General features: G+C 58.2%; 21 protein-coding genes and 3 pseudogenes. 8 read left to right on the forward strand and 16 right to left on the reverse strand.

All coding sequences use genetic code 11. From position 1 onward, the window contains the following. Positions 1-10 precede the first annotated feature (10 nt). From ACFO6X_RS09350 to lptF, 4 genes are all read right to left on the reverse strand, one after another. Positions 11-952: a CysB family HTH-type transcriptional regulator gene (locus tag ACFO6X_RS09350; RefSeq protein ID WP_382432323.1), complete on the reverse strand. Its 942-nt coding sequence runs from the start codon at positions 950-952 to the stop codon at positions 11-13. 89 nt (positions 953-1041) lie between these two features. Further along, positions 1042-1434, reverse strand: coding sequence for a sirohydrochlorin chelatase (locus ACFO6X_RS09355; protein ID WP_382432325.1), 393 nt, complete (start codon positions 1432-1434; stop codon positions 1042-1044). A 24-nt stretch (positions 1435-1458) separates the two neighbouring features. Next, positions 1459-2571, reverse strand: a complete 1113-nt coding sequence (gene lptG, locus ACFO6X_RS09360) for an LPS export ABC transporter permease LptG (RefSeq protein WP_382432326.1) — start codon at positions 2569-2571, stop codon at positions 1459-1461. After that, a complete protein-coding gene (gene lptF / locus ACFO6X_RS09365; RefSeq protein WP_382432328.1) occupies positions 2568-3662 on the reverse strand; it encodes an LPS export ABC transporter permease LptF in 1095 nt (364 codons plus the stop codon). Before lptF ends, lptG begins: the two co-directional genes overlap by 4 nt. 23 nt (positions 3663-3685) lie before the next feature. Here lptF and ACFO6X_RS09370 point away from each other — a divergent pair, with 23 nt between their 5' ends. From ACFO6X_RS09370 to ACFO6X_RS09380, 3 genes are read left to right on the forward strand one after another with little or no spacing between them, the layout of a single operon-like run. Then, entirely contained in the window at positions 3686-5197 is a 1512-nt protein-coding gene (locus ACFO6X_RS09370; RefSeq protein WP_382432330.1) for a leucyl aminopeptidase, read from the forward strand. A gap of 14 nt (positions 5198-5211) precedes the next feature. Then, entirely contained in the window at positions 5212-5655 is a 444-nt protein-coding gene (locus ACFO6X_RS09375; protein ID WP_382432332.1) for a DNA polymerase III subunit chi, read from the forward strand. A gap of 7 nt (positions 5656-5662) precedes the next feature. Next, positions 5663-6190, forward strand: a complete 528-nt coding sequence (locus ACFO6X_RS09380) for a hypothetical protein (protein ID WP_382432334.1) — start codon at positions 5663-5665, stop codon at positions 6188-6190. Here ACFO6X_RS09380 and ACFO6X_RS09385 read toward each other — a convergent pair. The 8 genes and pseudogenes from ACFO6X_RS09385 to ACFO6X_RS09420 all read right to left on the reverse strand — a co-directional run bounded on the left by ACFO6X_RS09385 (position 6159) and on the right by ACFO6X_RS09420 (position 13101). Next, entirely contained in the window at positions 6159-7166 is a 1008-nt protein-coding gene (locus tag ACFO6X_RS09385; RefSeq protein ID WP_382432508.1) for a D-2-hydroxyacid dehydrogenase family protein, read from the reverse strand. The genes ACFO6X_RS09380 and ACFO6X_RS09385 overlap by 32 nt on opposite strands. Before the next feature lie 191 nt (positions 7167-7357). After that, positions 7358-7594, reverse strand: a pseudogene (locus tag ACFO6X_RS09390) (hypothetical protein); the annotation flags it as partial. Positions 7595-7756: 162 nt separating this feature from the next. Then, the gene (locus ACFO6X_RS09395; RefSeq protein WP_382432336.1) at positions 7757-8584 is read right to left on the reverse strand and encodes a citryl-CoA lyase; all 828 of its coding nucleotides are present in this window, start codon (positions 8582-8584) and stop codon (positions 7757-7759) included. After that, positions 8581-9783 carry a CaiB/BaiF CoA transferase family protein gene (locus tag ACFO6X_RS09400; protein WP_382432338.1) on the reverse strand — a complete coding sequence of 401 codons (1203 nt, stop codon included), beginning with the start codon at positions 9781-9783 and terminating at the stop codon, positions 8581-8583. The genes ACFO6X_RS09395 and ACFO6X_RS09400 overlap by 4 nt, the downstream gene beginning before the upstream one ends. A 9-nt stretch (positions 9784-9792) precedes the next feature. After that, on the reverse strand, positions 9793-10767 hold the full coding sequence (locus tag ACFO6X_RS09405; protein ID WP_382432340.1) for a Bug family tripartite tricarboxylate transporter substrate binding protein: 975 nt from the start codon (positions 10765-10767) through the stop codon (positions 9793-9795). A gap of 21 nt (positions 10768-10788) precedes the next feature. After that, positions 10789-11757, reverse strand: coding sequence for a Bug family tripartite tricarboxylate transporter substrate binding protein (locus ACFO6X_RS09410; protein WP_382432342.1), 969 nt, complete (start codon positions 11755-11757; stop codon positions 10789-10791). Positions 11758-11791: 34 nt separating this feature from the next. Further along, the gene (locus ACFO6X_RS09415) at positions 11792-12799 is read right to left on the reverse strand and encodes an amidohydrolase family protein (protein WP_382432344.1); all 1008 of its coding nucleotides are present in this window, start codon (positions 12797-12799) and stop codon (positions 11792-11794) included. Further along, complete coding sequence (locus ACFO6X_RS09420) at positions 12796-13101, reverse strand: hypothetical protein (protein ID WP_382432346.1); 306 nt, start codon at positions 13099-13101, stop codon at positions 12796-12798. The genes ACFO6X_RS09415 and ACFO6X_RS09420 overlap by 4 nt, the downstream gene beginning before the upstream one ends. A gap of 195 nt (positions 13102-13296) precedes the next feature. Here ACFO6X_RS09420 and ACFO6X_RS09425 point away from each other — a divergent pair, with 195 nt between their 5' ends. Then, complete coding sequence (locus tag ACFO6X_RS09425; protein WP_382432347.1) at positions 13297-14076, forward strand: IclR family transcriptional regulator; 780 nt, start codon at positions 13297-13299, stop codon at positions 14074-14076. On the opposite strand, the pseudogene ACFO6X_RS09430 reads toward ACFO6X_RS09425, so the two are convergent. Beyond that, positions 14034-14234 (reverse strand): annotated as a pseudogene (locus ACFO6X_RS09430) (hypothetical protein); the annotation flags it as partial. The gene ACFO6X_RS09425 and the pseudogene ACFO6X_RS09430 sit on opposite strands and share 43 nt — an antisense overlap. Here ACFO6X_RS09430 and ACFO6X_RS09435 point away from each other — a divergent pair. The 4 genes and pseudogenes from ACFO6X_RS09435 to ACFO6X_RS09450 form a co-directional block, all read left to right on the forward strand. Further along, positions 14231-14559: pseudogene (locus ACFO6X_RS09435) on the forward strand (transposase); the annotation flags it as partial. The pseudogenes ACFO6X_RS09430 and ACFO6X_RS09435 sit on opposite strands and share 4 nt — an antisense overlap. An 873-nt stretch (positions 14560-15432) precedes the next feature. Beyond that, entirely contained in the window at positions 15433-16362 is a 930-nt protein-coding gene (gene rpoH / locus ACFO6X_RS09440; RefSeq protein ID WP_382432349.1) for an RNA polymerase sigma factor RpoH, read from the forward strand. A 112-nt stretch (positions 16363-16474) separates the two neighbouring features. Further along, positions 16475-17482 carry a Bug family tripartite tricarboxylate transporter substrate binding protein gene (locus tag ACFO6X_RS09445; protein WP_382432351.1) on the forward strand — a complete coding sequence of 336 codons (1008 nt, stop codon included), beginning with the start codon at positions 16475-16477 and terminating at the stop codon, positions 17480-17482. A 15-nt stretch (positions 17483-17497) separates the two neighbouring features. After that, on the forward strand, positions 17498-18271 hold the full coding sequence (locus tag ACFO6X_RS09450) for a Crp/Fnr family transcriptional regulator (protein ID WP_382432353.1): 774 nt from the start codon (positions 17498-17500) through the stop codon (positions 18269-18271). A gap of 22 nt (positions 18272-18293) precedes the next feature. Here the strand turns inward: ACFO6X_RS09450 and ACFO6X_RS09455 are convergent, their stop codons facing one another. The 3 genes from ACFO6X_RS09455 to ACFO6X_RS09465 form a co-directional block, all read right to left on the reverse strand. After that, entirely contained in the window at positions 18294-20129 is a 1836-nt protein-coding gene (locus ACFO6X_RS09455) for a putative bifunctional diguanylate cyclase/phosphodiesterase (RefSeq protein ID WP_382432355.1), read from the reverse strand. A 194-nt stretch (positions 20130-20323) separates the two neighbouring features. Continuing rightward, complete coding sequence (locus tag ACFO6X_RS09460; RefSeq protein ID WP_382432357.1) at positions 20324-20953, reverse strand: SCO family protein; 630 nt, start codon at positions 20951-20953, stop codon at positions 20324-20326. A 2-nt stretch (positions 20954-20955) separates the two neighbouring features. Next, a complete protein-coding gene (locus tag ACFO6X_RS09465) occupies positions 20956-21870 on the reverse strand; it encodes a biotin synthase (protein ID WP_382432359.1) in 915 nt (304 codons plus the stop codon). Between the last annotated feature and the right edge of the window lie 2 nt (positions 21871-21872).

Here is a 21872-nt window from a genome sequence, read left to right on the forward strand (position 1 = left end):
CCTGGCAGCCTTAGAGTTCGTAGTCGTTCACATGCCCAGTCATGGCACGGGCCACCAAATCGCGGCTCAATCGGTCGCTGATGAGTTCAGCGAACTTATAAACAAAGTTGCGCAAATACGCCCCCCGCTTAAAAGCCACCCGTGCCACACTCTGACCAAACAGATGGCCCACGGGGCGCACCACCAAGTCGCCTACTGGGTCGTCACGCATGGCCATTTCGGCCACAATGCCAATGCCCAACCCCAAACGCACATAGGTTTTGATCACGTCCGAGTCAATCGCTTCTAAGGCGATGCGCGGTTGCAAGCGACGCGCAGCAAAAGCGGCATCAATCTTGCCGCGCCCAGTGAAGGACGGGTGGTAAGTAATGAGCGGCTCGTGGGCAATGTCTTCTACGGCAATGCGCTCTTTTTGTGCCAACGGATGGCCCGGCGGCAACACCAACACATGCTGCCACTCGTAGCATGGCAGTGTGACCAATTCGGGGTAGTCGGCCAGCGATTCGGTCGCCATACCAATCTCGGCTACTTCGTCAATCACCATGCGCGCTACTTGATCGGGCGTTGTTTGGTGCAGGCTCACATTGACTTTGGGATAGGCTTCGCGCAAACGCGCCACCGGCACGGGCAACACATAACGCGCTTGGGTGTGGGTAGTAGCAATGCTCAGGGTGCCATTGTCTTGGGCGCTGAACTGCTCACCAATGCGTTTGAGGTTGCTGACCTCGCGCATGATGAGCTCAATACTGCGCAACACATGCTGGCCCGGCTCGGTAATGCGCTTCAGACGCTTGCCATGGCGGGCAAAAATTTCTACGCCCAGCTCCTCTTCCAACTCAATGATGGCCTTGGAGACCCCCGGCTGCGAAGTGTGCAACGCCTTGGCGGCTTCGGTCAGGTTGAGATTGCGGCGGGCTGCTTCTTGCACGAAGCGGAATTGATGCAGGTTCATGCTTTATTTTTCATAAAGATTTTCTTCATTATGTCTTATCCATCTAAAGCACTCACCATCCCCGTGGCCGTATGCCCCCCGCACCCACCCTACAGGGAGGGTGGGTGCGCGCCAGCAATATCGGCCATCAGCGCCGTCATGCGGGGGTCTTCACCAATGGCGGCTTGCACTGTCAAATCAATCGTCGGGTGGGCCACACGCAAGGCATCGACCAAATGGGGCAGGTCTTCACGGGCGTGTTTACCTGTGCCCAAAAACATCGGTACGACCGTAATGGAACGAACGCCCTGATCGCACAAATGCTGCACAGCCTGCGTCAGATCTGGCTGGCACAACTCCAGATACGCACAACAGGCCAGCACCTGTGGCTGGGTCGCAGCCATGCGCTCCCGCACTGCCTCGATGGGAAGACGCCACAAGGGGTCGCGCGAGCCGTGGGCAAACAAAATCACACCGTGGGAAGGAGGGGGAGACAGGGCCATCAGAACATCCAGAAAACTACACCTTCAACGGCGCAGCACCAACCAGCCAAAAGCCGCCAATGACAGCAAGGAATACAACACCCCAGGCACCGCAGCCGCCACCCAAGGCGCCCAATGCTGCAAACTGCCCACAAAACCAAACACATTGTTGAGCAAAAAGAAACTAATGCCTGCCATCACACCACCAAACACATAGCTGGCAATGCCTCCAGAGCGGAAATGCAGGTACGCAAAAGGCAGCGCCAGCACAACCATCACCAAGCAGCTCAGGGGATAAAACACCTTGCGCCAGAACTCAATCTCGTAGCGTTGGGCTGCTTGCCCGTTGGCCTCCAAGTGGTGGATGTACTGGAACAGATCGAGAGTAGCCATGCGATCGGGTTTGAGCACAGCAGCAGCCACCATGTCGGCACTGATCTGCGTGGGCCAATGCCATTGGGGCAATTGCAGGGTCTCAACACGCGCAGGGGCCATTGCATCTGTGGCGGCGTAGTAGGCTGTGTGCTGGGCCTGCTGCAACATCCAGCCACCTTCAGCAGCAAACTGTGCTCCGGCAGCCTGTGTGCGCGACACCATGCGGCCTTGGTGATCAAAACCAAACACCCGCAAACCCAGCATGTGGCCATCTGGGCCAATGGCACGCACATTCACCACAAAGGAGTATTCTCCTTGGGTTTCGCGCAGCCAAGCCCCGGTTGCGCCCGTCGTTAACACACCTTGGTAGCGGGCCTTGACCAACTGTGCAGCCCGGTCGGCCAAGGGGGCCAAATAGTCTCCCACCGCAAAGGTCAGCAAGACAAAAAAGCCGCCCAGTGTCAGTAAGGTGCGCAAAGCCCGCCAAGGCCCAAGCCCACTGGTACGCATGATGGTGAACTCTGAGCTTTGCGCCAGCCTGGCCATGACAAAAATGGTGCCAATCAACACCGTGATAGGCAGCAGCTCATACAGGTGGTTGGGCAATGCCAACGTCACAAACAGCAAGGCATGGGGCAACTGGTAGCCGCCAGTAGGACTGCGGCCTACCCAGCGCAACTCATCGACCAGATCGAAAAAGAAGAACAGTGCCAAAAAACCCAGTGTGACAAAACCCACCGCTGCCAGCACTTCGCGATGGATCAAACGACGGATGGTTTTCATGCAGCACTCCGACGGCGCCACCAATAGCGCGGACTCCAATGGTGATGGCGCACCGCCAGCAATATCGCCGCCAACACCAGCGTGCTGCCATGCAGCAACCCCAGGAAAGACACGAGCGTGATACGGCCCGACCCCACCCAACTTTGGCCCAACGTGAGCAAGTTGTAATACACAATGAAAGTAAACAAGGCCAACAGCAGGTTGCCGCTGCGGCTGGCGCGGGGATTGACACTGGCCAATGCCAGCGCCAGCAACACAAAATTGAAGGCGGCCAAGGCCAACCCCAGACGCCAGCCCACCTCGGCCAAATCGGTGGAAGCGCCTTGGGCCAACAGTTGTGGGGTGCTGCGCGTCTTGACAGGGCGGGCATTGTTGGAATCAATGGCCGCAGTGCCAATGCGGGTGCCGTATTCGGCAAACTCACTGACCTTGGTGCCAGGCTGATCGACAGCGGTCTCGACCCGCTGGCCCTTGCTCAAAATGACCAGTCGCTCGCCATCGCGCACTTCCACCCTGGCGCTGTGGGCCGAAGTAACAGCCTCGCTGCGGGCCTCCGTGGCGGCAATGAAAACCTTGCTGGCCACATCGCCCGCCGTGCTGTCGCGGTCAATAAAAAACACACGGGTGCCATTGGCCGACTCTTGGAACTCGCCCGGAGCAATCCGGTCAATGTCGCTGCGTTGCTCGTACTGAAGCTTGAGGGTTTCAATCTGCTGATTAGCCCAAGGCCAAACCAGTAATGCGAGCAAGGCAATAGCCAGTAACACCGGCCAGGCAAAGCGCAACAGCGGCCCCAGAAAACTGAGCAATCCCCGGCCACTGGCAAACCAGATCACCATTTCGCTGTCGCGGTACATGCGCGTCAGCGTGCTAACAATCGCAACAAACAGGCACAGGCTCAACAGAGTGGGCAATTGGCCCAGCACCGTAAAACCCATGACCAGCATCACATCCGAAGGACTGACATTGCCGCGTGCCGCCTGACCCAAAGTGCGGATCAGCATCATGGTCATCACCACCGTGACCAACACCACCAAGGTGGCGCCGAAGCTGCGGGCCAGCTCCTTGCGGATGGATGAATCGAATAACATTGGTTGAAAATAAAAGGTGAATTATGAACTTCGACTTGAAAGCCCTTACGCTGTCCACAGCCGCCACCGAAAAATGCGATCTGCTGATCGTGCTGGTGCCCGATGGTTTTACCGCAGGCAGCGATGCACTGTCCACACTGGTGGCTGGGGCCATCAAGGCGGGTGACCTGCAAACCAAAGCAGGCAAAATTCTGCCTTGTTACCAAGTGCCCACGGTGGCGGCCCGCCGGGTGGTGCTGGCAGGCATAGGTGACGGCCTAGCAGCCAGTGTGCGCCAAGGCGTACAAGCACTGGCAGGCACACTCAGCACTGGCGCCCCCAAACGCGCTGTGGTCTGCTTTGCTGGCCCCGTGGAGGCCAGCGCAGTGGCGGCTGCCGTGGCAGCGGTGTCGCAAGCCAGCTATGTTTACACTGCGACCAAGCCCAAAGCCGAAGCCCGCAGCCTGCAACGGGTGCTCATTGGTGTGGCCAACCCCGCCTCAGTGGCCGAGGCCTTTCACCAGAGTGTAGCCATAGCCACGGGCGTAGAACTGGCCCGCGAATGGGGCAACCGCCCCGGCAACCACGCTACCCCCACAATGCTGGCTAACGCAGCCAAAGAGCTGGCCAAACAACCCAACATCCAATGCAAGATCATGGGGCCAGCCGAGGTGAACAAACTGGGCATGGGCGCCTTTATGGCGGTGGCCCAAGGCACACATGAAGAATTGCGCTTTATTGAACTGCGCTACAACGGCGCTGCCAAGTCCCAAGCCCCCATCGTACTGGTAGGTAAGGGCATTACCTTTGACAGTGGCGGCATCTCGCTCAAGCCCGGCGCCGAAATGGATGAGATGAAGTTTGACATGTGCGGTGCTGCCAGCGTGTTGGGCGTGTTTCAGGCGCTGGGTGAACTGCAACCCGAGATCAATGTGGTGGGGCTGATTCCTGCCTGTGAGAACCTGCCCGATGCCCGAGCCGTCAAACCCGGTGATGTGGTCACGAGCATGAGCGGCCAGACCATCGAAATCCTCAACACCGATGCCGAGGGCCGACTGATTTTGTGCGATGCCCTCACTTATGCGGCCCGCTTCAAGCCGACTGCCATCATCGATATTGCCACGCTCACAGGTGCCTGTGTCATTGCCCTGGGCAGCGTACGCAGTGGCTTGTTTGCCACCAATGATGCGCTGGCCCAGTCTTTGCAAACTGCTGGCGAGGCTGCACAAGATCTGTGCTGGCGCTTGCCATTGGACGATGATTACGCCGAAGGGCTGAAGTCCAATTTTGCCGATATGGCCAATGTGGCAGGGCGCCCCGGTGGCTCCATTACCGCAGCCAAGTTTCTGCAAAAATTTGTAGGCAGTACCCCGTGGGCACATCTGGACATTGCTGGCACCGCTTGGAAGGGTGGCGCCGCCAAGGGCGCTACAGGCCGCCCGGTAGGTCTGTTGGTTCAATACCTATTGCAGCAAACCAGCACCCCCAAGGCAGCAGCACCTGCCAAGCCCGCACGCCCCTCGCGCGCCAAGGCCAGCACACCCCGCGCTGCTTGAACCTGCAAACGACGATGACGCAGATTGCCTTTCATTTCAATGCCCCCGACAAACTGGCCTACGCCTGCCGAGTGGCCCGCAAGGCACTGCGTCATGAACAACGGCTGGTGATTACAGCCCCCCCCGATATTCTGGCGGAGCTCGATCCCATGCTATGGCAGTGGGCACCTGAGGAGTTCATTGCCCATTGCGGTGCCGAGGCCAGTGAAGAGCTGCTCGACGCTTCGCCGGTGCTGTTGCTGCCCGACCCACGCCAAGCACGACACCACCAGGTGCTGCTGAATTTGGGCACGACAGTGCCCGCCGGTTTTGAACAGTTCGAGCGTCTGATCGAGGTCGTCAGCATGGGGGACGATACCGACCGCCAACACGCCCGCGCCCGCTGGCGCGACTACAGCAGCCAAGGCTATGCCATCGTGCGCCACGATCTGGCCCCAGAAGGTCGCAATCCAAGGTGATTTTTAGATGAGCCGACACCCCAAGGCACCACCCCGTTTTATTCCTACCCTGACCGAAGTGGTGCCGATCCCTCGTGACAAACCACCTCTCGCGTCTGCACCAGTGGCAACACCTCCTGTGGCTACCGCCACAGACTTGCCTCCAGCCAGCCCTCCGCCCTGGATGCTCGATATCCCCACACTGGCCGATAGCATTGATGCGGCATTGGCCTCGCAGATCACATCACCCACGCCATTGCACCCTGCCACACCAGTGCCGCCCGCACTGCCCGGCACCCTGTCAGCAGAGCAGGAAGCCCGCCTAGTCCAACGCCTCCTGCAACGGGTGGAAAGCACGTTAGAACACCGCTTGCATGAAGCCATCAACCATATTGTGCAAGAACAGGCCGCCTTGATCTTGCCCAAACTGCGTACCGAAGTCCGTAGTTTGGTACGACAGACGGTGGGCGAGGCCGTCGCCCAAGAGTGGATCAATGCCCGCACCCCAGGCCGCCAAGAGCCGGTCAACGGCGCATCTGTAACGCCCCTGGATTGACGATATTGGTGGGTGTGCCTTTGATGTAGTGCAGCACATTGTGAAAGGCTGCACCAAAAGACTGTTCATAGCTGTCTTGTTCCACATAACCAATGTGGGGCGTGCAGACACAGTTTTCTAACCGCAGCAAGGCATGGCCTTGCAGAATGGGTTCGCTCTCAAACACGTCAATGGCCGCCATACCAGGGCGCCCACGGTTGAGTGCGGCAATCAAAGCGTCGGGCGCAATCAGTTCGGCGCGTGATGTATTGACCAACAAAGCCGTAGGCTTCATGCAGGAGAGGTCTTCTAAAGTAATACTTGCTTGGGTCTCTGCACAAAGCGGTAGGTGCAACGAGACCACATCACATTCGGCAAAAAATGCCTTACGGTTGCTTGCCACGGCAAAACCATCCTGCTGCGCCCGTGCCAGTGAAGTGTCACGCCCCCAGATACAGACCTGCATACCAAAAGCCCGACCATACCCAGCAACCAACTGGCCCACCTGACCATAACCCCAGATGCCCAGCGTTTTGCCGCGCAGTACAGCTCCCAACCCAAAATTGGCAGGCATGGAGCCAGCCTTCAGACCCGACTGTTGCCAGGCACCGTGCTTCAGATTGGAAACATACTGTGGCAACCGCCGCATGGCCGCCATCAACAGCGCCCAAGTGAGTTCGGCGGTGACAACGGGAAAGCTCACCCCCTCGGCCACGGCCACACCCTGCTCGGTACAAGCCAGCACATCCACATGGCTACCTACTCGCCCCACCTGAGCAATCATGCGCAACCGGGGCAACTTGTCGATCAACTGGCGGGTGATTTGCGTACGATCGTGAATCAGGACGATGATGTCGGCATCTTTAAGACGCACAGACAACTGCCCTAATCCCTTGACCGTATTGGTGTAAACCTTGATGGTGTAAGCGTTGAGATAGGAAACGCATTGCAGCTTGCGGACAGCGTCCTGATAGTCGTCCAAAATGACAATGTTCACTGTCATGCGCATCCTTCTCCCGTATAGGGAATGACAAACCAATCGATAAAACGGCACAGCAGGTGGTTGCCGCTGGGATGCTGGAGTTTACGCAAGGTGAGAAGGTGCCAATGGCCCATCGTGGCAGTGGTACTAGGTGACGATACGTTTACACAACTTGTCTTGGGAGACCGCCAAGCCGCCGGTAGTAGTCAGGCGTTGTTGCGTAAATCAAGTTTGAGATGCATTGCCACAGCCACAGCCACAGCCACAGCCATTGTCTGAGGACGACCCAGCTCAGTGAATCTGTTCAATATCGTTGTCCAGATGTGCAACTCGTTGGCTGGGTGCTCGAAGGTGCGTGACATCACACGCTTACCCAGTCGCTTGATGCAGTGCATCTTGGTCTCCACCCAACTTCGCTGGCGGTAGCTACTCCAGACTTGCCATGCTGAGCTACCAACACCTGCCGATGTGGACGACAACCGTCTTGACTGGTCAAGTAACGGCCTGGCCAAACGAGTTGTTTGTCACTACAGCGAGGCTTGCTAGAACAAGCCCGCGACGGACGATCGAACACCGCATTTTTGTTTCCGATGTCGAGTTGGTAATCAATTTTTCTTGGGTACGTCCCGTGCGGCAGGACCGTCATAAGTCCACAAATACTCGCGTGGGATTGGCCCCTTGTTCCGCCCGCCTTGGCCCGTCTGTTCCCAAGCATGCGACAAAATCCCAACCGAGCGGGAAAGGCAGAACAGGCCGCGCGCTAGTGGTGCAAGGAATCCCAGCTCTGCATAGATCACGGCCGTCGCGCCGTCTATGTTCATAGGAATGCGTCGGCCGCCTTTACGTGCCGCGAGTTCGTCCTCGACGCCGCGGGCGATGGTGGCGAAGCGCCCGCTGACGATGCCATCGCGCGCAGCAGCATCGACCAGTGCTAGAAGCGGCGCTGCGCGCGGGTCTACCGGGTGGAAGCGATGTCCAAAGCCAGACACAAACTTGCCGTGTTCAGCGATGGCTGCATCCAGCCCTGCACGCACAGCATCGGTCAGCAACGCCCCTGCGTCTTGTCGGGTGGCAATGTCGAGGTACATGCTGACGGCCTGCTCCCCTGCACCACCGTGAACGTCACCGAGCACGTTTACCGCCGAGGCCATGGCGTTGTTCAGGCCCACGCCGCATGTAGCTGCCATGCGCGCAATTGCGATGCTTGGTGCTTGGGGGCCGTGATCCACGGCAGACATAAGCGCAGCATCCAGCAGTCGGCCTTGGCCTTCACTGGGCAGTTCTCCGCGTGTCATGAGCCAGATCATTTGCGCGAAGCTAGTGCGGCCGATCAGATCCTCGATGGCATAGCCGCTGTAGCGGATCATGCCGGGCTTCATTTCGATGATGGAAGTGCGCCACCAGTCGGGCACACGTGGGTCTTCGATGGTCATACGACCTTCTCCTGAAAGTGTTCCTCAATCTCACGATCCGAATAGCCAAGTTCGGCCAGGATCGCTGCGGTGTGCTCACCGAGCTGGGGTGGGGGGGTATCGACCGTAGGGGTCTCGCCGTTGAGCTTGAATCCCGTGCGAACTACCCGAATATCCCGACCTACGCCCGGTACGCTCTCAAATGTTCCGACCATGCCACGTTTAGCGATCTGCGGGTGCTCCAGCGCCTGCGGTACCGTGTATACCGGCCCTGCTGGCACGCCGACCTCGTTCAGAAGCAACCACCAGTCGTCGGCTGATTTCGCGGCAAGCCCGTCCTCAATCAAGGCCTTGAGTTCGGCACGGTGCTGCAGGCGGCCTTGCCGCTCGATGAAGCGTGGATCGGTTTTCCACTCTGGATGGCCCAGAACGTCGCATACCGCCTCAAACTGTTCCTGCTTGTTCGCTGCGATGTTCAGCAGGCCCTTCCCTGTACGAAAAGTGCCGGACGGACTGGCCGTAACGTTGTCATTGCCCAGCGGCTTGGGTTCGCGGCCAGCGATCAGGTGGTTGGACACAGCCCAGCCCATCGTGGCCATTGCAGCTTCAAGCATAGACACATCGATGAAGACACCTCCAGTACGGTGACGGTTAGCGAGGGCTGCCGCGACTGCGAAAGCAGCCGTAATACCACCGATGGTGTCTGCGACTGGATAGCCCACACGATATGGAGCATTCTCCGGGGCGCCTGTGATGCTCATAACGCCAGACATGCCTTGGATGATCTGGTCGTAGGCCGGGAGGTCGCGCAAGGGCCCATCTTGGCCGAAGCCAGAGATTGCGCAGTAGATGAGCGTGGAGTTCTCCTTCAGCAAATCCTCGTAGCCCACGCCCAAACGCTGCATCACCCCGGGCCGATAATTTTCGACCAGCACATCGGCGGTGCGCACGAGGCGACGCAAGGCCTCCTTGCCTTTAGGGTGCTTTAGGTTTAGTGTGATCGAACGCTTGCCAGGGTTTTGTGCCAGGAATGACACACCCATCATGGCTTGGTTCAGTTCTTGGTCTGCACCCAATTGCCGCGCCAGATCACCAGTGTTGCACGCCTCCACCTTGATGACATCAGCGCCCATGTGAGCCAGTTGGTGGCAAGCGAACGGCCCGGCCAACACGTTGGTCAGATCCAGCACACGGATGCCGCGTAGAGGTTTGATGGACATGGCAACTCCTTATTCGGGCTTGATGTTCCCCGCCTTGACGACAGCGGCCCAGCGTTTCATTTCAGCTGTAGCTTGCTGCGATGCCTTCGCAGGTGTGTTGGCAACGGGGGTCAAGCCTTGTTCAGCGAGTCGTCGCTTGCCGTCTTCGGAATTCAGGGATGACATGAAGGCATGGTTCAGCTTGTCGATGACTGGTTGGGGAGTGCCTGCAGGCGCGGCAAAGCCAACCCAGAAGTCCATCACGAAGCTGGGCAGATTGGCTTCTTTGGCCGAGGGGACGTCGGGTAGTAGCGGCGAACGGTGATCGCTGGTTACAACCAACGCCCGCAGCTTGCCGGATTTGATGTGCGGCAATGCGGTTGGAAGCGATGTGACCAGCGCCTGCACTTGACCTGCCATCAAGTCCGTCAGCACTGCTCCGGCTCCCTTGTAGGGGACATGCATCAGGTCAACACCCGCTGCGCTCTTGAACAGCTCGCCGCCCAGGTGGGTGTTGGTACCATTCCCGCCCGAGCCGTAGTTCATGCTGCCTGGCTTTGCTTTGGCCAATGCGATGAATTCCTGCACCGTCTTGGCTGGCAGGTTAGGAGTAACGACCAAGACGTGTGGTGCAGACGCAGCAGTGATGATGTGCGAGAAACCTTTCTGTGCATCAAAGGGCATCTTTGGCAAGAGCCCAGGAGCGATGGTGAAGGACATTTCTGTGGTGAGGAGTGTGTAGCCGTCCGGGGCTGCGCGTGCCACTGTTCCCCAACCGATAAGACCGCCCCCGCCGACCTTGTTGTCCACGACGAAAGGCTGACCCAGGCCATTGCCAACCTGGTTGGCGGCTAGGCGCGCCACGATGTCAGTGGTGCCACCGACTGAATATGGAACGACGATGGTGATGGGGCGCACAGGGTAATTCTGCGCGAAGACAGTTTGAGCGATGGCAAGAGTGCAGACTACAGCAGCGGTGGTCGAAAGAAAGCGGGTGAAGTTCATGGCCGGTCTCCAAAAAATGGCTTAATCGAGCTTGATGTTGCCGGTGCGCACGACTGTGCTCCAGCGCTGTTGTTCGGTTTTCAGAAGGGAGGCAGCCTCCTGAGACGAGCCACCCAAGGGGGTGCTGCCTTCTGCCAGCAACGTGGCCATGGTGTCGGTACGCGCTAACGCCTTCGCTACCTCGGCTTGCAATCGCGACACGATGGCGGGTGGCGTTCCAGCCGGTGCCACCAGCATCTTCCAGTCATTGGTGTCGAATCCTGCATAGCCGCTCTCGGCCACAGTGGGAACGTCGGGTAGTGCTGGCATGCGCTTGCTTGAACTGACGGCCAACGCCCGCAGCTTGCCGCCCTTGATGAACGAGATTACGGTCTGCGGTGTGGCGAAGTAGTAGTCCACCTGGCCGCCCAGCAAATCGTTAGCGGCGGGGCCCGCCCCCTTGTAGGGAATGTGTCGCGTGACGATTCCGGCCTTTTTGGCAAAGACCTCGCCTGTAAGATGGCCTACGGTGCCGTTGCCGGCAGACGCCATGGTGAGCGAATCGGGTCTGGTTTTGGCCGTGCTGACCAAGTCCTTGAGTGTTTTATAGGGTGAGTCACCCTTGACCACCAGTAGCACAGCTTGGCCCGCCACCGTGGCGATGGGTGTGAATGCCTTGCTCGCGTCGTAAGGCATCTTGGCGTACAGCGAAGGATTGATTGCCAAGTTGGCTGTTTGCCCTATGCCCAACGTATACCCGTCCGGCACCGCTTTTGCTACGGCGTCCATGCCGATGTTGCCACCGGCACCGGCTTTGTTCTCAACGATCAACGTCCAGTTTGTGCCGATCCGAATCTTGTCTAGCACCATGCGGGTCACAGCATCCGTGCCACCACCTGGTGGGAATGGAACTATGACTTTGATGGGTTGGTTGGGATATGCCGACTGCGCCTGAGCGGTCACAGCGAACGCAAAGGCGCAAGCGCCGATTAGACGGGGAAGAAAGGACATGATGTCTCCTGGGGCGTGTATGTGGGAAAAGTTGTCAGGCAAGCCGATACACGCGGCGCGCGGTGCCTTGGAAAAGCTCTTGTCGTTCGGCGGCCGACAATTCCTGAGTCAGTCGTTTGAAGGCATTCCAGCCGTTTACGTAGCTGTAGGAGCCTTTGTCAACGGGGAAATTGCTCTCAAACATGCAGCGTTTGGGGCCGAACACCTCAATGCAGGTCAGCATCCATGGCCGCCAGGTGGTAGCAAGCAACTCCGAGGATGGTGGCAGTGCCTTGTGCTCAAAGCCGAAGCCGTTGATACGCATACCCAGGCCGCCGAGCTTGACGAACACGTTGGGCCGGCGGGCGAGTTCATGCATTCCCGCACGCCAACCAGAAAAGACTTCTGCCTCGCGGCCGGCATAGGAGCCAATGCGCACGACACCGCCGCAGTGGTCTACGATGATCGGGAGATTTGGTAATGCGTCTGCGACGTCGCATAGCTCGCCAAGCTGGGGCCAAAACAACCAAGCGTCATAGCTCAGTCCGCGCGCCGAAAGTTCTGCTAAGCCTACGCGATAGCCGGCATCGGCGAGGAGGCCTTTGGGGGCAGCGGTCAGTGGGTTGGCCAGCGAGCTGTCTGTATCCCAGGTTGCCAAGTGCCGGACGCCCCGAAATCGCCCCTCACCTGCCGCCTCATGCGCTTCTAATACCTCGCGCACTGCCGCCCCTCTGCGCAGATCGACATAGCCAACGATCCCATGAGCAATGAATGGCGTACTTGGCTGCGGCAAGGTGGACTGCACCACAAACGCAGTTTCGCCCACAGGCCTCAGGTGCTCCGGACCATCGGCCCGATAGCGCGTAAGCGCCTGCATGTAGACCGAGGCCTGCACTGCATGACCAGACATGGCGTCCGCAAGATACTCTTCGCGTAAATAAGTCCAGCCAGGGCGGTCGTAAAAGTGGTGATGCGCATCCACGATGGCAAGGTCTGGCTCTAGCACCGGCTCCAGCCCCTTTGCCAGCCAGTCAGGTCGCACGCTCAGATAGTTCCCGCTCATGTCGTACCCCTCATCCGACCACTGAAATAAACGGGATGACGCCGAACAGCAGCATGGCCAGCACCAAGCCGAAGAACCATAACAACGACGTTTTTGGTCGCCTCCGTATCTGATGTCCTCATGATGTTGAAGTAGAGGATGCTGAAAGTCAGCATCTTTCCGATCGCATCAGGCGAGGCGGCAACCAAACCAAATGCGATGGGCACCAACGCCAGAGCTACCAGGGCCAACATACGCCGCCGGGTCATGATCAAAACCATGAAGGTGATGATGACCATGCCGTATCTGAGAGCGCGCAACATCACTGTTTCCACCACTTTCTTATGAGGTGCGGCGTGCCGCCGCATTCAACTTTTGTTAATTATGTTCTGTTAGATAGAACTATATTCTGTGTGGAAGAACTGTAAGGTCATGAAAAAGGCAGGGGCTATAGGGGAAACCCTTGTTATTTCGTTATATGTCACTATGTTCTACTAGGCAGAACAACCTCTACGACAATGACTCCCGATTTACCAAACCTCAAGTCCTCAAATGACGGCATCGCAGAGAATTCGAGTGGCGTCGCCGTTCTTGATCGTGCTTTTGCCTTGCTAGAGGCATTCCAGCTGACCGATGAGCGGCTGACTCTCACGGAGCTCTCCCGCCGTACAGGTCTGTACAAGAGCACCGTACTGCGCCTTCTGGCGGCACTGGAGCATGGCGGTTTCATGCGAAAACTAGAGGATGGGCAATACACCATCGGCCCGCAGCCGATGCGCTTGGCTGCGATCTACCAACGGTCTTTCCGGGTTGATTCGATCATTGAGCCTTTACTTGCCGAGTTGAGCGCCAAGCTTGGCGAGACTGCCTCGTTCTACGTGCGCGCGGGTGCGCGACGCTTGGTGGTTAGCCGCGTCGAACCTGCACGTGCAGTACGCGTGTCGATTCGGATCGGCGAGGACTTTGATGTGAGTAAGGGTGCGTCGGGCAAAGTGCTCTTGGCATTTACGGAAACAGACAGCAGTTTCGAACTGATAAGAGAGCGCCTGTGGGCAACTTCATACGGCGAACGCGATCCCGAAACGGCTTCTGCCTCCGTACCGGTCTTTGGGGCCTTGGGAGACCTGAAAGGGGCGCTGACCATTTCAGGCCCATTGTCCCGCTTAGGAGAGCCGTCTGCCATGGAGGTAGCTGTGGCAGCACTGCTTGAAATGGCGCGCCGTGCAACAGCTGAGTTCGGGGGGAACCCCAGCCGCTACACAAGCGCCTTGCAGAGTGCTTCAGTAGACGGTGCGTAGGCGGTTGCCGCCGCACGGCACATGTTCAAGCAGCGATAGAGAACTGGAATCACCCCAGCTTCCGCTGGCGGGAAGTACCCGATGGGTTCAAGCAGGCGGTGGTGATTGAATCATGATACCCATTCGAGCGTTGTGACTTCGACAGCTTCTTTGGTTTTCTATTGAGACCATGCTGTGCATCCATTGCCTGCAACTGTGGTGGAACCTGTGAGTGATCCTGCCATGGAAGAAGAGCTGCACGAGCGGCCGCTGTGCCGCTGCTTTGCGGATCTTGATGGCGCAGCCCGCATGCCTGACGAAACCATCATCTTGCACTTTCGCCACCTGCTGGAGAAACACCTGCTGGCGACCATCAACATCGGTTTGGCCCAGCAAGATCTGATGCTCAAGACCGGCCCCATCGTGGATGCCAGCAGCATTGCTGCGCCCAGCTCGACCAAAAACAAAGAGGGTGAGCGAGATCCAGAGAGGCACCAGACAAAGACAAGGCCGAGCGGCTTAAGGCCAGCGTGTGAGACAAGGTGGAACAACCGTTCAGGGTGAAAAAGCAGTAGTTTGGCTACCACCAAGGTGGGCTACCGGGGCCAGGGGAAGAGCACGGCGCGGTTGACGATGCTGTTTACGTTGGGAAATCTGTGAATGGCAAGGAAGTGCATCATGGGTGCACAGGGATAGGAGTGCTTTCCCAGTGCTAAAGCGGTATCGCAGAGGCCAAAACAGGCCTGCAAACTGCGCGAAAAGGGTGCCAATCAACCGGTTATGCAGGCATCAAGTGAACCTGCGCGCTCTGTCGGGCGGAGTTGATAGGGCCACCAGAACCACAATCTTCTGTATTTTCGAGACAATTCCCACATCATGGAATAAAAAACAACGGTGAAAAGTAAGAAATTGCTTCGCCGAAGATTTCAGTCCTCAGCCCTTACTCAAACTCCCGAGTTCCATGCTGTATTTGCCCTTGTCTCACGTGGCAAACGTCCCCATAGTTCAGTGCTCAGTGCAAAAAACAGAACCTAGAAAAATTTCGCTGGGTCTTACATCAGCGGAGGTTTGAACAAGCTTGACGAAGTCGGCGTTAAAGGCATCCGCCAGAGTCGCCCCCTTTATTGGGTAGCGTATTCGGTGCCTCCTTGTCTGAACGAGAGGCTAGAGGCACTATCAATCCAACCCCAGTAATTGGGGCTATTGCCCTTTGATCCCAAACGAAAGAAGCAGTCAGAGTTCAGAACTCAGTGCAAAGAGCGGGAAACTGAGTGACGATCAACATTGATTTTTTTGTTACAGGGTCGGGAACTTCGGGTCTTGGCACTCTCTCCAACAGAGTGCTAACATGAAGACTTGGAAGAAAGGACTTCTGGAATGACACTCTCATCTGGATCCGCATCGGCGGCTTTGGCATCGACCAACCCGTGGGCCGTAGTGCCGTCGCTGGGCAATCTGGACGCTTATATCTCGGCAGCCAATCGCTTGCCCTTGCTCACCTATGAGGAAGAGCAAAGCTATGCGCGTCGGCTGCGCGACCACAATGATGTGGAGGCGGCTGGGCGCTTGGTCATGTCACACCTGCGGCTGGTGATTTCTATTTCGCGTCAATATTTGGGGTATGGGCTGCCCCACGGCGATTTGATCCAAGAAGGTAACGTGGGCCTGATGAAGGCGGTCAAACGCTTTGATCCTGATCAGGGGGTACGTCTGGTCAGTTATGCCATGCACTGGATCAAAGCCGAGATCCATGAATACATTCTGAAGAACTGGCGTATGGTCAAGGTGGCTACCACCAAGGCGCAGCGCAAGCTGTTCTTCAATTTGCGCTCCATGAAGCAAGGCTTCAAGACCGATGCCGAAGACACGCACCGCAGCAGTTTGTCCGATACTGAAATTGACCAAGTAGCCCATCAGCTCCAAGTCAAGCGCGAAGAAGTGATAGAGATGGAAACACGCATGTCTGGTGGTGACGTGCTGTTAGATCCAGCTCCCTCCGACGATGGTGAGCAGGCGTTTGGCCCGATTGCCTATCTGGCTGATGCTTCGCACGAGCCTACGGCTGTGATGGAGTCGCACCAGCGCGACATGCTGGCCAGCGATGGTATTGCCACTGCCTTGGCTACGTTGGATGAGCGTGGTCGCCGGATCGTGGAGGAGCGTTGGCTCAAAGTGAATGACGATGGTTCTGGTGGCATGACACTGCATGAATTGGCGGCGGTTTATGGCGTGAGTGCCGAGCGCATTCGCCAGATTGAGGTGGCCGCTATGAAGAAAATGCGCAAGGTGTTGAGCGCCTACGCCTGATGGGCTGTTCCCCACCGTATGGGGTGGCGATAATGTAGGATGCACCATTGAGGTGCAACGTGCCTTCTTTGCGCTGGGGTCATAGGATCACAGCGATTGTTCAGGAGTTTTGATGCCCCCTTCCTCCTCGCGCCGCACGGCCCTGCTTTGGGCCTTGGCTGCTGTTGGCAGCAATGCCTGTCTGGCACAGCCCGTGGTGGCGGGCAGGGCGCTGGCTACGCCTGGATGGCCTACGCAACCTATCCGGTTGGTGGTGGGTTTTCCGGGGGGCTCTTCGCCCGATTTGGTCGCACGTACATTGGCAGAACCCCTTGCACAGGCTTTGGGCGTGCCAGTGGTGGTAGAAAACCGGGTGGGGGCTGGAGGCAACATCGCCGCCGAGGTGGTGGCCCGTGCCACCGACCACCACACGCTGGGAGTGATGATCAACGGCAACTTGACAATTGCACGGATGCTCAACCCCAAACTTGTTTACGACCCCCTCAAAGATTTGGCGCCTATCAGTTTGATCGGTACCGCCCCTTTGGTTTTGGCGGTGCCTGCCAAAGCACCGGGGAGTCAAACCCGTGATTTCTTGATAGCAGCTCGCCAAGCGGGGGATCGGTGGAGTTATGGCACGCCGGGGGTGGGCACAGTCGCCCACATTGGCATGGAGTTGCTCAAAGCCAAAACAGGCATGGCCCCAGTGCATGTGCCCTATCCTGGCAATCCTCAGGTCATCCAGGCGCTGGTGGGGGAGCAGTTGCAATTGGCCCTGCTGCCCCCAGCAATGGCAGCCGCCCAAGAGCGGGCAGGCAAGTTGCGCATTATGGGGGTGACATCTACTGGGCGTAGCACGTTGGTGCCCCATTACCCCAGTTTGTCCGAGGCGGGGGTGGCTGATTTCCATTTAGAAATATGGAATGCCGTGGCCTCCTCGCCAGCACTGCCGTTGCCAGTGCGAGAGCGGCTCTCAGTGCTGCTCAGCCAGATCGTACGCAATCCAGGGGTGCGCCAAAAATTGTTCCAACAGGGCTGGCAGGTTGCAGGCACCACCGCCGAAGGGCTGGCCCGACGCATTCAGGCTGACACCCAGCTGCTGGGGGGAGTGATTGCCACCCAGAGCATTCGGGCCGATTGAGCCAAGGAGCGTCCTTTGGCTGCTGCACCTTTGCCATTGCCAGCCCCCCCCCAAGGGGCCGTGTTGCGTGGCTTGGCGGTAGACGCAGCCGAGGGGCGGGCAGCCGATTGCGCACGCTGTGCCTGTCAGCGCCTGTGCCTGATGGGCAAGATGGCTCCAGAGGTGCGTCCGCATTGGCAGTCGTTGGTCACCGAGCGATCTTTTGCCAAGGGGAGCTATTTGCTGCGCCAGGGGGAGGCTCTGACGGTTTTTCGTATCGTCAAGGTGGGCACCACCATGTTGTTGCGCAGTTCAGAATACGGCATTGAACGGCCTGTGGGCCTGTGCGGTCATGGTCAAACGTTGGGTTCCACCATGTTGCTCGGTCAGCCTGCCATGTTGTCGTGCATTGCCATGTCACCCGTGCGGATCTGTGAAGTGCCCATTGCACCTTTGTTGGCGGGTGGCTTGGTCAACCAGACTTTTTTATGGGAATTGGCCGTGGCTTATGCACAGACCAATGCCCAAATGGCAGATTGGGCGCGTTTGGTACGCATTCCTACCGTGGCAGGTCAGGTGGCAGCGGCTTTGCTGCAATTGGCCACTTTGCAACGCAGCACCTTGGTGCGCCTGCCTAGCCAGAGCGCATTGGCGGCCTTGTTGGCCACCACGCGCGAGACGATTGCCCGCACCTTGCGCCAGTTGGAACTGGAAGATTGTTTGGTTCGCCGAGACCGCTGGCACTGCGAGATTCGGCGCGAGTTGCTGCTGGCCCGTTGTGGTGAAGGCCAAACGGCATTGCCGTCTTGACCTGTTGCACAACGGTGGCAGTTTAGGGTGTTGGGCAACTCGCCGCAGCGCACAGGGCGGCAAAGGACACAGGCGTGCCCATCCAGCGCGGCATTTCTTGGGCTGGAACGGCCTTGGCGTAGAGCCAGCCCTGCACGATGTCGCAGCCATAGCGGTGCAAACGGCGCAATTGATCGGGCGACTCGACTCCTTCGGCTACCACGGTCAGGCCCAACGTGTGTGAGAGATCAATGACTGCCCGCACCAGTGCGGCCTGATTGTCGCCTTGCAACATAGGCTCAATAAAGTCGCGTGCGATCTTGATGCGTGAGATGGGCAACTGTTGCACATAGGCCAGCGAAGAATGGCCCGTGCCAAAGTCGTCCAACGTCACGTTCAGGCCCAAGGATTTGACGCAGGCCAGTGACTGGCGGGCCAGCACTGGGTCGGCCATTGCCTCGGATTCGGTCAGTTCTAGCTCCAGCAGGTCGGGTGGGACACCGTGGCGCTGCAATACTTCTTGCAATTGCGAGCCCCAGTCGGGTTGCTGTAATTGCTGCATGGAGACATTGACGGCTACTCGCAGCGGAGTACCTGCCTGCTGCCAAGCCATGATTTGCCTGCACACAGTGTTGAGCACCCATTGCCCCAAGGGCAAGATCAGCCCCGTGGCTTCGGCCACCGGAATAAAACGTGACGGCGGCACTTCGCCCAGTGCGGGATCTGTCCAGCGCAGCAGGGCTTCAGCCCCCACCACCTCGCCACTGAAAACATCGACTTGTGGTTGGTAGTGCAAAGACAAACCGCCATAGGCCAGCGCCAGTTTCAGACGATCATGCAGCAATACCTTTTCTGCCATTTTCTCGCCCATGGGCGGGGTGTAGAGCGCATATTGTCCCCGACCCCGATCTTTGGAGTGGTACATGGCGATGTCGGCATAACGCATCAATGTTTCGGCATCGCTGGCATCGTGTGGGAACACGGCAATGCCCGCACTGGCACCGCAGTTGAGTTCAAAGCCCTGCACCCGAAATGGCTCTTGCAGCAGTTGCAGGAGTTTGGCGGCTGTGGTTTGGGCCTCTTGCACTTGGGTCAGGGCAGGTAGCAGCACGGTGAATTCATCACCACCCAAGCGCCCCACCACATCGCTGGCCCGCAAGACGCTTTTCAAGCGCCGCGCCACCTCAATCAGCACTTGGTCGCCAGCGGCGTGGCCGTAGCCATCATTGATGGCCTTGAAGTCGTCCAGATCCAGTAGCAACAAGGCAAACGGTTGATCTTCTTCCGCGCCCAACTGGATGGCCTGTTCTAATCGCTGGCCAAACTGCCAACGGTTGACGAGCCCGGTCAGGTTGTCATGTGCGGCTTGGTAGCAAGTTTGTGCTTCCAGGCGCTTGACTTCAGAGATGTCGCGCACAAAGGCCACTGCCGCACCACCATAGGCTTCTGAGTAGCCCAGTGCCACATCCACAGGAATCAGATTGTTGTCTTTGCGGTACAGCCACAGATCATGGCCCATGCCCATAGGACGGCGCGTGGGGTTCTGGAAGTAGCTGCGCATTTGTTGTGCATGCTTGGCACCAAGATGCGGCGCTAGCAACACGCTGACCGATAGCCCTATCAATTCGTCGGTGTGGTAGCCAGAGATGATTTCGATGGCCGGATTGGCCATGATGATGGTGCCCTCACGGTCGACCAACAAGATGCCATCGGGTGCTGCCTGCATGGCCACTTGTTCGAGCCAGCCACCAGGAACCTCACGCAAGCTATCGGCATAGACCAGCGGCGGACTGCTGCCGTGGTGGAAGGGGCAGCGGCGGGGGGCGACAGTGCCTTGGCTGTTGCTGTCGCGAAGCGCGGGAAGATCAAAAATATGCATCGATGCGGCTCCTGTTCTGTAACAAAAGCCCCTATCGGGTGCTTCTGCAATCAGCCCACTGGCCGTGTGGGAGGGTAGATACTGTCTTCACTCTAAGCAAGTTTGATGACAACACTATGGGGTAATCCCGTATCTCCGCACCGACGAAACTGCAATGTGATGCAGTTGGCAATTCGCGCTGTTTTTGTGTGGGCTTAATGGCTGGAAGTTGCCACGGGTTGCAGCAGCGCACGCACATCAGCGGCCAGTGCTTGGGCTCCGCTGCCATAACGGGCGTATACGCGCAGCTTGCCTGTGGGGTCGTAAATGTAACTGCCGGCCGAATGGTCTAATGTGTAGCTGGTAGGGGTGGGGCCATCTACTTTCTTGTAGTAGATCTTGAAATCTTTGGCTAAGGCTGGCAGTTGCTCTGGCGTTGGGCGCAGGGCCAGAAAGTGGGGGTCGAAGTTGGCCATGTAGGCTTTGAGCATCTCGGGTTGGTCACGCTCCGGATCGACACTGATGAAAATACCCTGCAACCGTTCACCATCGTTGCCCAACAATGCCTTGGCTTGGGCTAGCTCTTGTAGCGAGGTGGGGCAGACATCGGGGCACTGGGTGTAGCCAAAGAACACTACGACCGCTTTGCCACGAAAGTCTGACAACCGGCGCAATTGGCCTTGGTGGTCGGTCAGGGCAAAGTCGCGGGCGTAGTCGGCTCCAGAAATATCAACACCTCGGAAGGTCGGGCCTTCTTTGGAGCAGGCACTCAACATAGCACCTGCACTGATGACCAGCGTGGTAGCACCCAGCTGCCGTAGAAATTGTCTTTTGAGTATGGTCATGGTCAAGGTTGTGTGCTGCCCCGCAGCATGGCGCGCATGTCTTGCAAAGAGACTGCGCTTTCAGAGGCCACGCGTACGCGCGGAGTTGGTTTGAAAGCGTGGCCGTAAATGATTTCAAAAGTGAGCGCCAGCTGACCATTGTCACCCGGCGTGGCGAGGCGTTGGCTGATTTGCTCTAGCAGTTGCCCGTACCAATGGCGTCCGCGCAGGGCGGCAAAGCGTTGTGGGTGCAGGTTGCGCCCGAGTTCGCGCAACTCTTGCAGCAGGCGCTGCGGGCTGGAAAAAGTCAGGGTGATGCGTTCCATGTCCATCACCGGCTCGGCAAAGCCGGTATGTACCAGCATGTCACCCCAGTCGTGCATATCGGTGTATTGGTGGCTGGGGGCGGGCCAGCCCAGTGCCTCATAAAGGCTGCGCAGTTCTTTGAGCGTATCTGGCCCTAGGCAGGAAAACATCAGGTAGCCATCTACAGCCAAAGTGCGGTGCCACTGTGCCAACAGCTCTTGTGGCTGGCTGTGCATGTGCAGGGCCATATTGGCCCAAAGCATCTGCATGGTGCCATTGGGGGCCGGCCCAAATTGTGTGGCGCCGCCTTTCCAGCGGGCGGCGCTCCACCAAGCGGGGGAAAGGGTTGCTTTGGCAGTCGCTTGGCGTTCTGGCGCTGTCTCGGTGATATGGCACAGTGCATCTGGGTAGCGTTGGCGCAGCAGGGCATGGGCTTGCAGACCGCCGCGCACCGGGTCCCAGTGGCACCAACTGGTGGGCGCTTGGCGTATCCATTGCAGGCGGCCCTCCATGCGCCGGGCTACTTCTTCATGGAGCCAGGGTGAAGGGGAGGGGGCCATTTGGTGCCAGCGGGCGGCTGCCACGCAGTCCATGGTGGGTGGGGAGGTGCTTGGGGTAGAGGGCGATGACATGA

The sequence above is a fragment of the Giesbergeria sinuosa genome (assembly GCF_042652905.1).
Taxonomy (GTDB): domain Bacteria; phylum Pseudomonadota; class Gammaproteobacteria; order Burkholderiales; family Burkholderiaceae_C; genus Simplicispira; species Simplicispira sinuosa.

Coding starts and splice junctions, on each gene's coding strand:
- ACFO6X_RS09350 (WP_382432323.1), bottom strand. CDS start 952: ATGAACCTGCATCAATTCCGCTTCGTGCAAGAAGCAGCCCGCCGCAAT.
- ACFO6X_RS09355 (WP_382432325.1), bottom strand. CDS start 1,434: ATGGCCCTGTCTCCCCCTCCTTCCCACGGTGTGATTTTGTTTGCCCAC.
- lptG (WP_382432326.1), bottom strand. CDS start 2,571: ATGAAAACCATCCGTCGTTTGATCCATCGCGAAGTGCTGGCAGCGGTG.
- lptF (WP_382432328.1), bottom strand. CDS start 3,662: ATGTTATTCGATTCATCCATCCGCAAGGAGCTGGCCCGCAGCTTCGGC.
- ACFO6X_RS09370 (WP_382432330.1), top strand. CDS start 3,686: ATGAACTTCGACTTGAAAGCCCTTACGCTGTCCACAGCCGCCACCGAA.
- ACFO6X_RS09375 (WP_382432332.1), top strand. CDS start 5,212: ATGACGCAGATTGCCTTTCATTTCAATGCCCCCGACAAACTGGCCTAC.
- ACFO6X_RS09380 (WP_382432334.1), top strand. CDS start 5,663: ATGAGCCGACACCCCAAGGCACCACCCCGTTTTATTCCTACCCTGACC.
- ACFO6X_RS09395 (WP_382432336.1), bottom strand. CDS start 8,584: ATGACCATCGAAGACCCACGTGTGCCCGACTGGTGGCGCACTTCCATC.
- ACFO6X_RS09400 (WP_382432338.1), bottom strand. CDS start 9,783: ATGTCCATCAAACCTCTACGCGGCATCCGTGTGCTGGATCTGACCAAC.
- ACFO6X_RS09405 (WP_382432340.1), bottom strand. CDS start 10,767: ATGAACTTCACCCGCTTTCTTTCGACCACCGCTGCTGTAGTCTGCACT.
- ACFO6X_RS09410 (WP_382432342.1), bottom strand. CDS start 11,757: ATGTCCTTTCTTCCCCGTCTAATCGGCGCTTGCGCCTTTGCGTTCGCT.
- ACFO6X_RS09415 (WP_382432344.1), bottom strand. CDS start 12,799: ATGAGCGGGAACTATCTGAGCGTGCGACCTGACTGGCTGGCAAAGGGG.
- ACFO6X_RS09420 (WP_382432346.1), bottom strand. CDS start 13,101: ATGTTGCGCGCTCTCAGATACGGCATGGTCATCATCACCTTCATGGTT.
- ACFO6X_RS09425 (WP_382432347.1), top strand. CDS start 13,297: ATGACTCCCGATTTACCAAACCTCAAGTCCTCAAATGACGGCATCGCA.
- rpoH (WP_382432349.1), top strand. CDS start 15,433: ATGACACTCTCATCTGGATCCGCATCGGCGGCTTTGGCATCGACCAAC.
- ACFO6X_RS09445 (WP_382432351.1), top strand. CDS start 16,475: ATGCCCCCTTCCTCCTCGCGCCGCACGGCCCTGCTTTGGGCCTTGGCT.
- ACFO6X_RS09455 (WP_382432355.1), bottom strand. CDS start 20,129: ATGCATATTTTTGATCTTCCCGCGCTTCGCGACAGCAACAGCCAAGGC.
- ACFO6X_RS09460 (WP_382432357.1), bottom strand. CDS start 20,953: ATGACCATACTCAAAAGACAATTTCTACGGCAGCTGGGTGCTACCACG.
- ACFO6X_RS09465 (WP_382432359.1), bottom strand. CDS start 21,870: ATGTCATCGCCCTCTACCCCAAGCACCTCCCCACCCACCATGGACTGC.